The organism is Kitasatospora sp. NPDC058478, assembly GCF_042720345.1.
Taxonomy (GTDB): domain Bacteria; phylum Actinomycetota; class Actinomycetes; order Streptomycetales; family Streptomycetaceae; genus Kitasatospora.
The window spans coordinates 35,950-51,135 of record NZ_JBHXML010000048.1 but is presented as its reverse complement, the minus strand read 5'-3'; the positions used below and the strand labels follow the sequence as shown (position 1 = coordinate 51,135).

The following is a 15,186-nucleotide window of genomic DNA, read 5'->3' as shown; positions in this document are numbered from 1 at the left end:
GGGTGCCCTCGGCGGCAGGGTGATCGGGGGGAGCTGGGGCCGGCGTCCCGGCCTGTGGGAACCACCCTGCACCCCGGCACTGACAAACCCCGGGGCGCTCCCGACGGGCGGTCAGCCGATGTCAGTGCCGCCGCCTACCGTCGGTCGCATGGAGGAACGCTGGAGCACCGAACACGTCCTGTCCCTGGCACCTGACGCCGCGTCGCAGAAGGCCGCCGGCAAGCTCTCCTCGCCCGCGCCCTGGTCCGGGGCGGGCACCGACGGCACCGCGCTCTGGGGCGAGTGCAAGGGCAGCGGCAGCACGCCGTACCGCACCGTGATCGAACTCGCCACGCCCGCCTACCAGTGCAGCTGCCCCAGCCGGAAGTTCCCGTGCAAGCACGCGCTCGGGCTCCTCCTGCTGTGGAGCGGCGCCCCGGAGGCCGTCCCGGCCGCCGAACCCGCCGCATGGGCGGCCGACTGGCTCACCTCCCGCGAGGAGCGCGCCGAGAAGCGCGCCGCGCCCCCCGCCGACCCGGCCGCCGCCCGCCGCCGGGCCGAGCGGCGCGGTGCCCGGGTGGCGGCCGGCGCGGCCGAGCTGCGGCTGCGCCTGGCCGACCGGATCCGGCACGGCCTGGCCGACCAGTCCACCGCCGGGCCCTGGGAGGAGGTCGCCGCCCGAATGGTCGACGCCCAGGCCCCCGGCCTGGCCACCCGGGTCCGCGAACTCGACGCCGCCCCGCAGGACCGGCTCCTGGAGGAGTACGCGATGCTGCACCTGCTCGCCACCGCCGCCACCCGCGTCGACGAACTGCCGGCCGAACTGGCCGCCACCGTCCGCACCCGGGTCGGCTACCCCACCGACACCACCGAGATCCTGGCCGGCCCCACCGTGCGCGACCGCTGGCAGGTGCTCGGCAGCCGCGACTCCGCCGACGAACGGCTCACCACCCGCCGGGTCTGGCTGCGCGGCGCCAAAACCGGCCGCCCCGCCCTGCTGCTCGCCTTCGGCCGCCCCGGCCAGGCCCCCGACCTCGCCCTGCCCACCGGCCACCTGCTGGAGGCCGACCTCGCCTTCCACCCCGGCGCCCGCCCGCTGCGCGCCGCCCTCGGCACCCGCTACGGCGCCCCCGAGCCCGGCCCGGCCGGCCCGCCCGACGGCCTCACCGTCGCCGAGGCGGTCGCCGGCTACGGCACCGCCGTCGCCGACGACCCGTGGCTGGACAGCTGGCCGACCGTCCTCACCGGCGCCGTGCCCGTCCGCACCCCGGACGGCTGGTACCTGACGGACGGCCACCACACCCTGCCCGTCCGCACCTCGGCCCTCCCGGAGGCGGCCCTGTGGCGGCTGGCCGCGGTCTCCACCGGCCGCCCGCTGACGGTCTTCGGCGAGTACGGCCACCAGGGCTTCGCCCCGGTCACGGCCTGGGCCGGCCACGACCGCCCGATCGGCCTCACCACCGTCTAGCGTCCAGAACACATCAGGAGCACCGAAGATGACGATCACCCAGGACCCGTGGGAGACCCTGCACACCACCGCCCTGCTCGGCACCGACCGCCGCCCGCTCCCGGCCACCACCCTGCCGCTCGCCGACACCGTCGACCAGGCCGACCCGGCCACCGCGCTGCTGGAGCTGGCCGCCCTCGCCACCGTCCGCCGCCGGGCCGGCGCCCTGCCCGTCCCCGCCGCCGGACCACCCGGCCCGCCCGCGCCCGAGGACCGGCGCCCCGAGCTGCCCGCGGCGGCCGCCCGCCGGCTCACCGTCCTGCTGGCCGGCCGGTCCGGCGGCAGCGGCGGCGCCACCCTGGCCAACCTCGCCGAACTGCTCCCGCAGTGGCTCGCCACCGCCCGCGCCCGGGGCCTGCGCCCGCCCGGCGCGCTGATACCCGGCCTGCTCGACGCCGCCCGCGCCCGCAGCGAACTGCGCTCCGACGCCGTCGCGCTGACCGGACCACTGGGCCGCTGGCTGGCCGAACAGAACCCCGACTGGCGCTTCGTGCTGCGCACAGCCGCCCCCGACCCGGCCGAGCAGCCCGGCGGGCCCGTCGACCACCAGCTGTGGCACGAGGGCCTGTTCGCCGAGCGGGTCACCCACCTCACCCTGCTGCGCCGCCGCGATCCGGCCGCCGGCCTGGAGCTGCTGAGCGGCACCTGGTCCACCGAGCGCGCCGAGGACCGTCTGCTCTTCCTGGACGCCCTCCAGGACGGCCTCTCCGCCGCCGACGAACCCTTCCTGGAGGCCGCCCTCGGCGACCGCAGCAAGAACGTCCGCGCCACCGCCGCCGAACTGCTCTCCACCCTGCCCGGCTCGGCCCTCGCCCGGCGGATGGCCGAGCGGGCGAGGACCGCCGTCCGCCTCGCCGCGGCCGGGACGCACCTACTGGTCACCCCGCCCGCCGAGTGCGACGCGGCCATGCAGCGCGACGGCATACCGCCCAAGTCCCCCACCGGACGCGGCGAACGGGCCTGGTGGTTCGGCGAAGTGATCGCCGCCGCACCGCTGCGACTCTGGCCCGAGAGCACCGGCCTGACACCCGAGCAGCTGCTCGCCCTGCGGGTCGGCGACAGCATCGACGAGACCAGCAGCAGCTGGGCCGACGACCTGCGCGAGGCCTGGGCGCGCGCCGCCGTCCGCCAGCACGACGCCGACTGGGCCCGGGCGCTGCTCGGCCCGGCGCCCGCACCGCCCGCCCGCGGCGCCGGACGGGCCCGCGCCCCCCGCGTCACCGGCGCCCCCGCCAAGCTGCTCGCCGTCCTCCCACCCGAGGAGCGGGCCGCCTGGACGGCCGCGTTCATCGAGGTGCACGGCCTGGGCGAGGCCTTCCAACTGCTCGGCGCCTGCGGCACGCCGTGGACGCCGCCGCTGTCCACCGCCGTGGTGACGGCCCTGGCCCGCGCCGCCGGCTCCGGCGCGTACCCGTGGAGCCACAGCGGGGTGCTCGGGATGACGGAACGCGCGCTCGCCCCGGAGACGGCGGCCGCCGTGGAGGAGCTGGCCGCCGGGGCCGCGCCCGACTCCGCCTGGTCGGAGACCTTCGCCCGGCTGGCCGGGACGCTGCGCTTCCGGGCCGCGATGCTCGCCGAACTCGACGCCTGACGTCCGACGCCTGGCACCTGGCGCCCGCTCCCGAGGCGGCAGAACGACGGAACGACGGAACGACGGAACGGGCCGGCCCCGCCGAAGCCTGGGGCCGGCCCGTCCCGCACCGTCAACCTCAGCCGGCCGCCCGCAGGTTGGCCGCGACCCAGGCCACGACGTCCCGGGTGGACGTGCCCGGGGTGAAGATGTCCGCGACGCCCATCGCCTTGAGCTCGGCGATGTCGTCGTCCGGGATGATCCCGCCGCAGAAGACCTTGATGTCCGCCGCGTCGCGTTCCTTCAACAGCTCCAACACCCGTGCGCACAGCGTCATGTGGGCACCGGAGAGGATCGACAGCCCGATGCCGTCCGCGTCCTCCTGGATCGCGGTGTCGACGACCTGCTCGGGCGTCTGGTGCAGCCCGGTGTAGATGACCTCCATACCGGCGTCGCGCAGGGCACGCGCAATGACCTTGGCGCCACGGTCGTGACCGTCGAGCCCCGGCTTGGCGACCACCACACGGATCGGCCCCGACACACTCATGACTGCCTCCTGGACCTCGTCGTCCACCATCCGACCGGACCTCGCGGGCCACGGGTGCGGTTAACGGCCAATAACCAACCTGAGGGGAGGTTAGCGCCACCCGGCCCGGTTGGCCGCGCCACCTCCCAAGAGGAGGGCAAAGTCACAGCCCCCGGCCTTGCTACCAGTGGGTACGCCCGTCCACCCGGCCACCGCACAGACCCCCGGCCGACCTCTTGACAACCGGAGGTTTTTCCGGGGCGTCGGCCTTGCGGCTACAGTCTCGGCTGATTTCTCCCCGCTTCCCCCGTACCGCTTTTCCCTGCCGCTTTCCCCGCCGCTCCCCCTGCCCGACGACGCGCCCCAGGCCCACCGAGGAGGCAGCCCCCGATGGCTCCCGACGCAGCCGCCCGCCCGACCCGTGCGGAGCTGCGCCTCGCCGCCCGCGAGCAGTCCCGCACCCAGCGCCGCGGCGCCGCCAAGGCCGCCACCAGAACCGCACTGCTGCGGGTCGCGCTGCCGTCGGTGGCCGCGCTCGGGGTCGCCGCCGCGGCGGCCGTCACCGTGCGGGGCGAGGCCGATCAGCACGCCCAGGCGGCCGGCCGGACGGCACGGACGGCGGTCGACGCCCCGGACGCCCAAGGCAACCCGAACAACCCGAACAGCCCGGACAACCCGGCCGACGGCGGCGCCGAGGCCGCCAAGACGGCCGCCCGGCAGGCGGTCGCGGCCGGCGACCCGGCCCAGGCCTCCCGCGGCGACGCCCGCCAGCCGCTGGCCGGCGCCCAGCCCGCCGACGCCCAGGGCACCCCGGGCGCCCAGGGCACCCCGGGCGCCCAGGGCACCCCGGGCGCGCAGCCGAGCGCCGAGCCCGTCAAGCCCAAGGTGGTCATGCCGGTCGCCCGGCACGGCCTCGGCGAGCTGTTCGGCGAGGCCGGCACCCACTGGGCCAACCGCCACACCGGCATCGACTTCCCGGTGGACGGCGGTTCCGAGGTGATGGCCGTCACCGACGGCACGATCCGCACCCAGTGGAACCCGTCGTACGGCTACATGACGGTGCTGAAGATGCCCGACGGCACCGAGGCCTGGTACTGCCACCTGCGGGCGTACAAGGTCCGCAAGGGGCCGGTGAAGCAGGGCGACGTCATCGCCTTCGTCGGCAGCAGCGGCAACAGCACCGGGCCGCACCTGCACTTCGAGATCCGCCCGGCCGGCAGCGGGCCGGTCGACCCGCTGCCGTGGTTCCTCTCGAACGGGCTCGACCCCCGCTAGGGAAAGCTAGAGCTTCTCCACCGGCGCGTAGCGCAGCAGCAGCTGCTTGCGGCCCTCCGAGCCGAAGTCGACCGTGGCCTGCGCCCGGTCGCCGACGCCGGTGACGCCCACCACCGTGCCCAGCCCGAAGGTGTCGTGGGTGACCCGGTCCCCGACCGCGAGCGAGACGGCGTCCCGTTCGACGGCCTGGCCGCCGCGTCGCGCCGACTGCCCCCAGCCCGCCTTCGGCTTCGACGAGGCCGACGAGCCCGAAGAACCCGACGAGGAGCGCGAACCGCCGCCCCCCGACGAGGACTTGCCCCAGGACGACCCCGAGGAGAAGCCGCGCGCGGCCGGCGCCTGCGCCGCCCCCCTCCGCTTCCACTCCACCAGGTCCTCCGGGATCTCCTCCAGGAACCGCGAGGCCGGGTTGTACGCGGGCTGCCCCCAGGCGCTGCGCAGCACCGAGCGGGTCAGGTAGAGCCGCTGCCGCGCCCGGGTGAGCCCCACGTAGGCGAGCCGCCGCTCCTCCTCCAGTTCCTTGACCTGGTTGAGCGCCCGCATGTGCGGGAAGATCCCGTCCTCCATGCCGGTCAGGAAGACCACCGGGAACTCCAGGCCCTTGGCGGTGTGCAGGGTCATCATCGTGATGACGCCCCGGCCCTCCTCGTCGTCCGGGATCTGGTCGGAGTCGGCGACGAGCGCGACCCGTTCCAGGAAGTCGGGGAGCGAGCCGACCGGCGGGGTGCCCTCCTCGTCGGCGTCGGGCCGCTCGCCCGGGTCCTGCTCGTACTCCAGGGCGACGGAGGCGAGTTCCTGGAGGTTCTCCACCCGGGTCTCGTCCTGCGGGTCGGTGGAGGCCTGGAGTTCGGCCAGGTAGCCGGTCTCCTCCAGGACGGCCTCCAGCACCGCGGCCGGGCCCGCGCCCGATTCGACGACCTGCCGCAGCCCGGCCATCAGGACGTTGAACTTCTTCACCGCGTTGGCCGAGCGCGCGGCCATCCCGTACGCCTCGTCGACGCGCAGCAGCGCCTGGGCGAAGGAGATCCGCTCCCGTGCGGCCAGCGCGTCGACCATCGCCTCGGCCCGTTCGCCGATGCCGCGCTTGGGCACGTTGAGGATCCGGCGCAGCGGCACGGTGTCCTCCGGGTTGGAGAGCACCCGCAGGTACGCCAGGACGTCCCGGACCTCCTTGCGCTCGTAGAAGCGCACCCCGCCGACCACCTTGTACGGCAGGCCGACCCGGATGAACACCTCCTCGAACACGCGGGACTGGGCGTTCGTCCGGTAGAAGATCGCGACGTCGCCGGGCTTGGCGTCGCCCGCGTCGGTGAGCCGGTCGATCTCGTCGGCGATGAACTGGGCCTCGCCGTGCTCGTCGTCCGCGACGTAGCCGACGACCTTCTCGCCGTGCTCGCCGGCCGTCCAGAGCTTCTTCTCGCGCCGGTTGGCGTTGCGCTCGATGACGGCGTTGGCGGCGCTCAGGATGGTCTGCGTGGAACGGTAGTTCTGCTCCAGCAGGATCGTGGTCGCGTTCGGGTAGTCCTCCTCGAACTGGAGGATGTTGCGGATCGTCGCGCCGCGGAAGGCGTAGATCGACTGGTCCGCGTCACCGACGACGCACAGCTCGGCCGGCGGCACCTCGGACAGGCGCCCGGCGGCCGGGTTCACGAACTCCCCGTCCACGGTGCGCTTCGGCGCGGCCGCGACGGATCCGCCGCTCAGCTCGCGGACGAGCATGTACTGGGCGTGGTTGGTGTCCTGGTACTCGTCGACCAGGATGTGCCGGAACCGGCGCCGGTAGTGCTCCGCGACGTCGGGGAAGGCCTGGAGCAGGTTCACCGTCGTCATGATGATGTCGTCGAAGTCCAGCGCGTTGGCCTCGCGCAGGCGCCGCTGGTAGAGCGTGTACGCCTCGGAGAGCTTCTTCTCCATCGGGTTGGCGGCCTGGTCGGCGAAGGTCTCCTCGTCGATCAGCTCGTTCTTCAGGTTGCTGATCTTCGCGGTGAAGGACTTCGGCGGGAACTGCTTCGGGTCCAGGTCGAGGTCGCGGCAGACCAGCGACATCAGCCGCTGCGAGTCGGCCGAGTCGTAGATCGAGAAGCTGGAGGTGAAGCCCAGCACCTTGGACTCGCGGCGCAGGATCCGCACGCACGCGCTGTGGAAGGTCGACACCCACATCGCCCGGGCCCGCGGGCCGACCAGCGCCTCGACGCGCTCGCGCATCTCGCCGGCGGCCTTGTTGGTGAAGGTGATCGCCAGGATCTCGCCCGGCTGCACGCCGCGGGCGCCCAGCAGGTGGGCGATCCGGTGGGTCAGCACCCGGGTCTTGCCGGAGCCGGCGCCGGCCACGATGAGCAGCGGCGAGCCCGCGTGCAGCACCGCCTCGCGCTGCGGGTCGTTCATGCCCTCCAGCAGCTGTGCCGGATCCACCACCGTGCGGGCGGCGCCGTTGCGGTACCAGGCGTCCCGCGCGGTCTCGGCGGCGTGGTCGGTCTGGAACAGCCCCTCCGGGATGGCCTCCTCGTAGGCCTCGTACGGGGCGTCGTCCTCGTACGGCGGGGGCTCCTCGTCGAGGGGCACGGCGGGCTGCTTCGACCCGGCGGCGGGTGCCTCGAAACCGGGGAGCGGGAGGTCGTCAAAGAGGCTACTCATGGCACTCCGAGTCTATGGCCACCCACCGACAAGCCCGCCCGGCCCGGAGAGAACCGGACCGGACGGGCTCGCGACCGGGGCTCAGCAGCACATGGGCTCGGCCGCCCGGGCCGGGGCTCAGACCAGCCGGCGGGCGGTGGCCCAGCGGGTCAGTTCGTGCCGGTTGCTCAGCTGGAGCTTGCGCAGGACGGCGGAGACGTGGCTCTCGACCGTCTTCACCGAGATGAAGAGCTGCTTGGCGATCTCCTTGTACGCGTAGCCGCGCGCGATCAGGCGGAGCACCTCGCGCTCGCGCTGGGTGAGGCGGTCCAGGTCCTCGTCGACCGGCGGGGTGTCGGTGGCGGCGAAGGCGTCCAGGACGAAGCCGGCCAGCCGGGGCGAGAACACCGCGTCGCCGTCGGCGATCCGGAAGATCGCGTTGACCAGGTCGGTGCCGGTGATGGTCTTGGTGACGTAGCCGCGCGCGCCGCCGCGGATGACGCCGATCACGTCGTCGGCGGCGTCCGACACCGACAGGGCGAGGAACTTGACCCCGCCCTGCTCTCCCATCAGCCCGGCCGAGCGGCGCAGCACCTCGACACCGCCGCCGCCGGGCAGGTGGACGTCGAGCAGCACCACGTCCGGCCGGGTCTCGGCGACGACCCGCACCGCCGACTCGACGTCGTCGGCCTCGCCGACCACGTCGATGCCGGTCGCCTCGGTGCGGCCGATCTCGGCCCGGACCCCGGTGCGGAACATCCGGTGGTCGTCCACCAGGACGACTCTCGCGGTGCGCTCCGGCGCTGCCTCAGTCATTCGTTCTCTCCATCTCCAGCTCGACCTCGGTCCCGCCGTCCGGCGCGGGCCGCACCCGTGCGGTGCCGCCGTTGCGCTTCATGCGGCCGATGATCGACTCCCGTACGCCCATCCGGTCCTCGGGCACCGTGTCGGGGTCGAAGCCGGGACCGTGGTCGCGGACGAACACCGACACCGTCTTCCCCTCCACCTCGGCGTAGACCTGGACCGGTCCCCCGCCACCGTACTTGGCCGCGTTGACGGTCGCCTCCCTCGCGGCCTGCATCTGGGCCGCGATCCGGTCGTCCATCGGGCAGTCGCCGACGATCACGACCTCGACCGGGACGCCGTGCCGGTCCTCGACCTCGGCGACGACGGCGCGCAGGCTCTCCGCCATGGTGTCGGGAGCGGCCTCGGCGGCGGCCTCCGGGCGGTACAGCCACAGCCGCAGCTCGCGCTCCTGGGCACGGGCCAGCCGCAGCACCTCCTTGGGGTCCTCGGCCCGGCGCTGGATCAGGGTCAGGGTGTGCAGCACCGAGTCGTGGACGTGCGCGGCGATCTCGGCCCGCTCCTGGGCGCGGATGCGGGCGGTGCGCTCGGCACCGAGGTCCTGCCACAGGCGCAGCCCGTACGGGCCGAGCAGCACCAGCACCCCGGCGAGCACCGCGAGCGAGGCCTCGACCACCGAGCCGAGCGTCGAGCCGCTGCCCTGCATGGCGAGGAAGGCGATGGTGCCGGCCACCACGAGCAGCACGCCGGCGCCGACCCGGGTGTAGGCGCCGCGCCGCTTGTCGCCCTCCTCCAGGCCGAACCAGCGCTGCCAGCGCGAGTCGTCGGCCTGCCGCCAGACCAGCGCGACGCCGACGCCGATCGCCAGCAGCGGCCAGGTGTACGGCTTGGCGGTCTGCAGGCCGAGCGCGTTGAGCAGGGCGGTGATGCCGATCACCATCATCACCAGGGCGGCGAGCTGGCCGAGGCCGCCCTGCCCGGTCTTGCCGGCCGCGCTGTCCTCCCCCTCCGCGGGGGCCGCGGCCGGCTCGCCCTGGAGGGCGTGCTGGAGCAGTTCGCGCAGCCGGCCGAGCCAGCCGCCGCGGCCCTTGCTCAGCGCGCCGCCCGGCTGCTGCCCCGACCCGGTCGGGACGAAGACGCCGTTGACGTACACCCAGTGGGCGGCGCCGCGCTGCGCGGGCTCGCCGATGCCGATCGGCACCACGAACCAGAACGCCGCGTACAGCAGGGTGCCGATCCCCTGCGCGAAGAACAGCAGCACGAACGCGAGCCGCACCCACCGCACCGGGAGCCCGAGGTGCACCGCGAGCCCCTGCGCGACGCCGCCGAGCATCCGCCCCTGCGGGCTGCGGTAGAGCCGGCGGTACGGCGGCCGCCCGCCGTCGGGCGCGGTCGGGTCGGTGCCGCCCGTCGGCACGGCGTCGGGGGCGAGGGGTCGGGGGTCGGAACCGGGTGCTGCCACGCCACCGATGGTTCCACGCCCGCGCACGCGGACGCATCAGGGTGTGTCCCTGACCCCTTCTCAGGGACAAGTCAGGGTCCGGGCAGGGCTCGCACCGGTTGGGCCGGGCCGGGGCAGCCGGGAGGATGGTGCCCATGACCGACGACCACCGCATCCAGGAGACCGGGCCCGCCGCCCCGCCGGAACCGGAACGCCCCCCGCTGACCAGGACCGAGCACCATCGCGTGGTGGCCGGCGTCTGCGGCGGCCTCGGGCGGCACCTGGACATCGACCCGGTGGTCTTCCGGGTGGTCACCGTGGTGCTCTGCCTCTCCGGCGGCCTCGGGCTGTTCCTGTACGGCCTGGCCTGGCTGATCGTCCCCACCGAGCCGGTGCCGGACGGCCGGGGCGGCACCCGGCACGGGCGCACCGAACTCCAGCGGGTGCTCACCGGCCGGGTGGACGGCCAGTCGGTCGGCGCGGTGCTGCTGGCCGTGATCGGTACCGGGGTGTTCTTCTCCTCGATGGGCCAGGACGACCAGCTGTTCCCGCTGCTGCTGCTCGCCGGACTGGTCTTCCTGGCGGTGCGCTACGACCCGGACCGCCGCCGCGGCCGGGCGCGCCGACGCCGCCCCGGCGGCCCGTACGACCGCCACCACCCCGACGGGGAGCAGTACGGCCCGTCCCCGTGGTCCGGGGCGGAGGACGACGAGGCCGCCCGCGCCCGGCACGCGGCCGAGCGCGCCGCCGGAACGGTGCCCGCCGACTCCCCGGCCCCCGGCCCGACCGGCTACCTGTGGGACCCGCGCCACCCCGAGCGCAACCCGTACGGCGCCGGCCCCACCCCGCCGTTCGGCACCCCGGTGCCGCCGGCGGGCGGCCCGGCCCAGCCCTGGTGGCAGCGCGTCGACCTGCCCGCGGGCGACCCGCTGCGCAAGGACGGCCCGGCCTGCCGGCCCCGGCCCGCCGCCGCCCGGCACCCCCGGGAGCGGTCCGCGCTCGGCTTCTTCGGCCTGCTGCTGGCGATCGGCGCGGGTGCCGCGGTCTGGTCCGTCTCGGCCGGCCACACCAGCGTCACCGTGCTGAGTGCGACCGTGCTGGCCACCGCGCTGCTGGTGATCGGCCTGACGCTGCTGATCGGCTCGAAGTTCGGCCGGGCCCGCAAGCTCGCGGTGACGGGCCTGATGCTCACCCTGGCGCTGGTCTTCGTCGGACACTCCCCGGACTCCATGCGCAACGCCGTCGGCCAGCGCGACTTCACCGTCATCGCCTCGGCCGACCTCCAGCCCCGGTACTCCCTGGGGGCCGGCCAGCTCCGGCTGGACCTGAGCGGGCTCGACCCGGCCGGGACCACCCTCACCAGCAAGGTCGAACTCGGCGCCGGCGAGCTGACCGTCATCCTGCCGCCGGACGTGACGGTGAACCTGGTGGCCCGGGTGGGCCTCGGCGACGTCTCCGCCCCCGGTGACCGCAACGACGGCACCGGCCGCCACACCTACCTGCTGCCACCCGGCAGCGGCCATCCGTCCAAGGGCACATTCGATCTCGAACTCGCGGTCGGGATCGGCAACATCAAGGTGGTCCAGCAGTGAGGAAGCACCGGCTCGACCTGTTCTCGCTGATCGCGGGGGCGCTGTTCAGCACGATCGCGGTGGTCTACCTGGTCGCGGCGCTCAACGACCAGGCGGTGAACGGCCGGATCGTCATCCCGGTCACCTTCATCGTGCTCGGCCTCGGCGGCCTGGCCGGCGCGGTCGCGGCGGTCACCCGACGCGGCCGCACCGACCGCCGGGACTGAACGCGCCCGATCAGGCTCAGCTCTGCAGCGGCCCGAGGTTCAGCTTGTCGCCGGCCTGGGTGACGGTGTACTTCGGCAGCGGTTTGACCGCCGGCCCGTTGACCACCGCGCCGGTGGCGGCGTCGAACCGGGAGCCGTGGCAGGGGCAGTACAGCTGGCCGTTCTTCGGGGCGTCGACCGCGCAGCCGGAGTGGGTGCACACCGCGGACAGGCCGCAGTACTGGCCCGCCTTGGGCTGCACGATGTAGACGGCGTCCCCGGTGGCCGGGTCCTTGACCTGGGCCGAGCCGCCGACCGGCACGCTCGCGGCGGCCACCGAGGGGGCCGGTCCGGACGGCGCCTGGGTGGTGGCCGGGGCCGCGGACTGCTTGGGCGCGGAGTGCTTGGCCCGGCCGAAGGTCCGGGTGAGCGAGCCGGTGAGCAGCCCGGCGCCGCCGATCGCGACGGCGGCGATCCCGCCGTCCACCAGCGCCCGGCGCCTGACGCGGTCCTCGCCCAGCCCGCGCCCCCGGTCCCGGCCGGCCCGCCGGGCGAGGTAGCCGTCCACCGACAGGTCCGGGGTGCCGGCCAGCAGCAGCGGTGTCCAGGCCATCAGGTAGCCGAGGTCGTTGCCCAGGTAGTACGGCGAGACGCTCCAGCTGATGGACAGCCAGAGGCTGAGGTTGATCATCGCGCCGCCGAGCGCCGCGACCCGGCCCCAGAGGCCGAGCAGGGTGCCGAGGCCGACCGCCAGCTCACCGAAGGCGACGGCGAGCGCGAACAGGGTGGGCGCGTCCAGGGCGGCGCCGAGCAGGAAGGAGATCGGGCTGCCGCCCTTGACCGCCTGGGCCTGCGAGACGAACGACGCCGGGTCGGCCGCCCCGGCCAGGTAGTGCGCGTCGGACAGTTTGTCGAGGGCGGCGTACACGAAGGTGACGCCGAGGAAGAGCCGCAGCGGCAGCAGCGCGTACCGGGACGCGGACGCCCGCCACTGCGCCGCCCGGTCGGCCAGACCGGCCGCTCCCCCGACACCCGCTCCCCCGACGCCCGCTTCCCCGACGCCCGCTTCCCCGTCACCCGCCACGGAGTTGCCAGCCTCCGACATCGCTCACACCTTCCCTCGCGGCCCGCCATTCCCTGACAGGTCCGGTCCGCATTCTGCCCGCTCCCGATCGCTTTCGGTGGGAGGTCCCCACCCGGGCGGCCGCCCCACCGCGAACGGCCGTGCCGCCGCTCCCTGGTACGGGAACGACGGCACGGCCGTTCAGCAGCGGCTCAGCGGCCGGCGGGAGTGCTCACTCCCACTCGATGGTGCCCGGCGGCTTGCTGGTGACGTCGACGACGACGCGGTTCACGTCGCGGACCTCGTTGGTGATCCGGGTGGAGATCTTGGCCAGCACGTCGTACGGCAGGCGCGACCAGTCGGCGGTCATGGCGTCCTCGGACGAGACCGGGCGCAGCACGATCGGGTGACCGTAGGTGCGGCCGTCGCCCTGCACGCCCACGCTGCGCACGTCGGCGAGCAGCACGACCGGGCACTGCCAGATCTCGCGGTCCAGGCCGGCCGCGGTCAGCTCCTCGCGGGCGATCGCGTCGGCGTCGCGGAGCAGGTCCAGCCGCTCCTGGGTGACCTCGCCGACGATCCGGATGCCCAGGCCCGGGCCCGGGAACGGCTGGCGCTGGACGATCTCCTCCGGCAGGCCCAGCTCCTGGCCGACCATCCGGACCTCGTCCTTGAACAGCTTGCGCAGCGGCTCGACCAGCTGGAACTGGAGGTCCTCGGGCAGGCCGCCGACGTTGTGGTGGGACTTGATGTTGGCGGTGCCGGTGCCGCCACCGGACTCCACCACGTCCGGGTACAGGGTGCCCTGGACCAGGAAGTCGACCGACTCGCCGTGCTCGCCGGCCTCGGCGACGATCTCGGCCTGCGCCTGCTCGAAGACCCGGATGAACTCCCGGCCGATGATCTTGCGCTTCTCCTCGGGGTCGGTGACCCCCTTCAGCGCGTTCAGGAAGCGCTCCGCGGCGTCGACCACCTTCAGCTGCACGCCGGTGGCCGCCACGAAGTCCTTCTCGACCTGCTCGGTCTCGCCCTTGCGCATCAGGCCGTGGTCGACGTACACGCAGGTCAGCTTGGAGCCGATGGCCTTGTTGACCAGGGCCGCCGCGACCGCGGAGTCCACACCGCCGGAGAGGCCGCAGATCGCGCGCTTCTCGCCGACCTGGGCGCGGATCAGCGCGACCTGCTCCTCGACCACGCTGCCGGTGGTCCAGGTCGGGGCGAGGCCGGCGCCGCGGTAGAGGAAGTGCTCCAGGATCTGCTGGCCGTGGTCGGAGTGCAGCACCTCGGGGTGGTACTGCACGCCGTAGAGGCGGGCCTCGTCGTTCTCGAAGGCCGCGACCGGGACCACCGCGGTGGACGCGGTGACGGTGAAGCCCTCCGGGGCGGCGGAGCAGGCGTCGCCGTGCGACATCCACACCGAGTGCTCCGCCGGAACGCCCTCGAACAGGGTGGAGCCGGTGCGGCTGACGGTCAGCGGGGTGCGGCCGTACTCGCGGGCGCCGGTGTTGTCGACCGTGCCGCCGAGGGTCTTGGCCATCAGCTGGAAGCCGTAGCACATGCCGAAGACCGGGACCCCGGCCTCGAAGATCGCGCGGTCGAGCTGCGGCGCGCCCTCTTCGTAGACCGACGACGGACCGCCGGAGAGGATGATCGCCTTGGGGTTCTTGGCGAGCATCTCGGCGACCGGCATGCTGCTCGGCACGATCTCGCTGTAGACCCGCGCCTCACGCACCCGACGGGCGATGAGCTGGGCGTACTGGGCGCCGAAGTCGACCACCAGGACGGTGTCGTTGTCCGGCGCGGACTGGACGGGAATTGCAGAGGACACAGACGGCCTTCCGGCAGCGGTACGAGAGGTGTCACACCGAACCGCTTCCCCGGCGGGGGCCGCGGCGGCGACGGGTGGGGGTGTCTGGACACCGATTCTACCGGGCTGTCCGGTTTCACTCGTCTGCCCGTCCAAACGACCGTGACCGGGCGGGGCCGCCTTTCGTTGCTTCAGACGACCGTACGACCGCGCCGCGCCCGCCAGACGCGCCGCCTTCGCCCCGGCCAGGGGCGCCGCCGTACGGACTTGCAGGACCACGCGTGGAGCTTCATCCCAGTCCACCGGCGCATGTGGCGCCGCCGCCCCGGCCCCGCCGGAAGTGCGGCGCCGTGGGACCGTGCGCGGGTGCCGCGGCCGGACAGCAGGGGACAGCGACCCCGGCCGCGACTGGACCGAGAGGTGGGACGGCCGGTCCCCGGGGACGCCCGGGCCGGTCGTCGCACCCCCGTCGCGAGCCGGGCACGCCCGGGCGCACACCCTTTCCCGTCCCGCGCCGCTACGCGCGTCCCCGTGCGCCGCAGCCACCCACACCACTACGCACCGTGATCATCGACGCCTCGTGTCGACACCTGCCCACAACCGCCCGACAAGGCGGAACGAGGCCTGCACCCGCGCCCGGGCCACACCCGGGAGTCGGCACCCGCACCAAATGCGCCGGGCCGAACTGTGCCGAATCGGTTGCAGAGCAAGCCCTTCGTCCAGCACGATGCTGCGTGGAAGCGGTTCTCCCGGCGGCCGGCAGGCTCACCGTGGAGGCCCCGACCGATGCCGCCGCACTGGGCGGCAGCCCCGTACGTCACCTC

General features: G+C 74.4%; 11 protein-coding genes and 1 pseudogene. 5 read left to right on the top strand and 7 right to left on the bottom strand.

The annotated features are described in order from the left end of the window. Positions 1-148: 148 nt before the first annotated feature. Positions 149-1,447 (top strand): SWIM zinc finger family protein, encoded by a 1,299-nt coding sequence (locus tag ACFWPT_RS25540; RefSeq protein WP_380370170.1) that lies wholly within the window; start codon positions 149-151, stop codon positions 1,445-1,447. 28 nt (positions 1,448-1,475) lie between these two features. Continuing rightward, positions 1,476-3,077, top strand: a complete 1,602-nt coding sequence (locus ACFWPT_RS25535; RefSeq protein WP_380484494.1) for a DUF5691 domain-containing protein — start codon at positions 1,476-1,478, stop codon at positions 3,075-3,077. Between the two features lie 118 nt (positions 3,078-3,195). On the opposite strand, the gene ACFWPT_RS25530 is transcribed toward ACFWPT_RS25535, so the two are convergent. Continuing rightward, a complete protein-coding gene (locus tag ACFWPT_RS25530) occupies positions 3,196-3,603 on the bottom strand; it encodes a cobalamin B12-binding domain-containing protein (RefSeq protein WP_063351339.1) in 408 nt (135 codons plus the stop codon). 369 nt (positions 3,604-3,972) lie between these two features. On the opposite strand from ACFWPT_RS25530, the gene ACFWPT_RS25525 reads away from it, so the two are divergent. After that, a complete protein-coding gene (locus ACFWPT_RS25525) occupies positions 3,973-4,857 on the top strand; it encodes a peptidoglycan DD-metalloendopeptidase family protein (protein WP_380484492.1) in 885 nt (294 codons plus the stop codon). A gap of 6 nt (positions 4,858-4,863) precedes the next feature. Here ACFWPT_RS25525 and pcrA read toward each other — a convergent pair whose 3' ends face one another. The 3 genes from pcrA to ACFWPT_RS25510 form a co-directional block, all read right to left on the bottom strand. After that, positions 4,864-7,491 carry a DNA helicase PcrA gene (gene pcrA / locus ACFWPT_RS25520; protein WP_380484490.1) on the bottom strand — a complete coding sequence of 876 codons (2,628 nt, stop codon included), beginning with the start codon at positions 7,489-7,491 and terminating at the stop codon, positions 4,864-4,866. A 117-nt stretch (positions 7,492-7,608) separates the two neighbouring features. Then, complete coding sequence (locus ACFWPT_RS25515) at positions 7,609-8,286, bottom strand: response regulator transcription factor (RefSeq protein WP_063349012.1); 678 nt, start codon at positions 8,284-8,286, stop codon at positions 7,609-7,611. After that, on the bottom strand, positions 8,279-9,607 hold the full coding sequence (locus ACFWPT_RS25510) for a PspC domain-containing protein (protein ID WP_380370278.1): 1,329 nt from the start codon (positions 9,605-9,607) through the stop codon (positions 8,279-8,281). Before ACFWPT_RS25510 ends, ACFWPT_RS25515 begins: the two co-directional genes overlap by 8 nt. A 263-nt stretch (positions 9,608-9,870) precedes the next feature. Between ACFWPT_RS25510 and ACFWPT_RS25505 the strand changes: the two genes are divergently transcribed. Both ACFWPT_RS25505 and ACFWPT_RS25500 read left to right on the top strand, forming a co-directional pair. After that, complete coding sequence (locus ACFWPT_RS25505; protein WP_380484488.1) at positions 9,871-11,307, top strand: PspC domain-containing protein; 1,437 nt, start codon at positions 9,871-9,873, stop codon at positions 11,305-11,307. Then, positions 11,304-11,513: a hypothetical protein gene (locus ACFWPT_RS25500; RefSeq protein WP_063349010.1), complete on the top strand. Its 210-nt coding sequence runs from the start codon at positions 11,304-11,306 to the stop codon at positions 11,511-11,513. The genes ACFWPT_RS25505 and ACFWPT_RS25500 overlap by 4 nt, the downstream gene beginning before the upstream one ends. A gap of 16 nt (positions 11,514-11,529) precedes the next feature. On the opposite strand, the gene ACFWPT_RS25495 is transcribed toward ACFWPT_RS25500, so the two are convergent. From ACFWPT_RS25495 to guaA, 3 genes and pseudogenes are all read right to left on the bottom strand, one after another. Beyond that, a complete protein-coding gene (locus ACFWPT_RS25495; RefSeq protein ID WP_279634955.1) occupies positions 11,530-11,814 on the bottom strand; it encodes a Rieske (2Fe-2S) protein in 285 nt (94 codons plus the stop codon). 207 nt (positions 11,815-12,021) lie between these two features. Continuing rightward, positions 12,022-12,597, bottom strand: a pseudogene (locus tag ACFWPT_RS25490) (DoxX family membrane protein); the annotation flags it as partial. Positions 12,598-12,787: 190 nt separating this feature from the next. Continuing rightward, on the bottom strand, positions 12,788-14,383 hold the full coding sequence (gene guaA / locus ACFWPT_RS25485) for a glutamine-hydrolyzing GMP synthase (protein ID WP_063349008.1): 1,596 nt from the start codon (positions 14,381-14,383) through the stop codon (positions 12,788-12,790). Between the last annotated feature and the right edge of the window lie 803 nt (positions 14,384-15,186).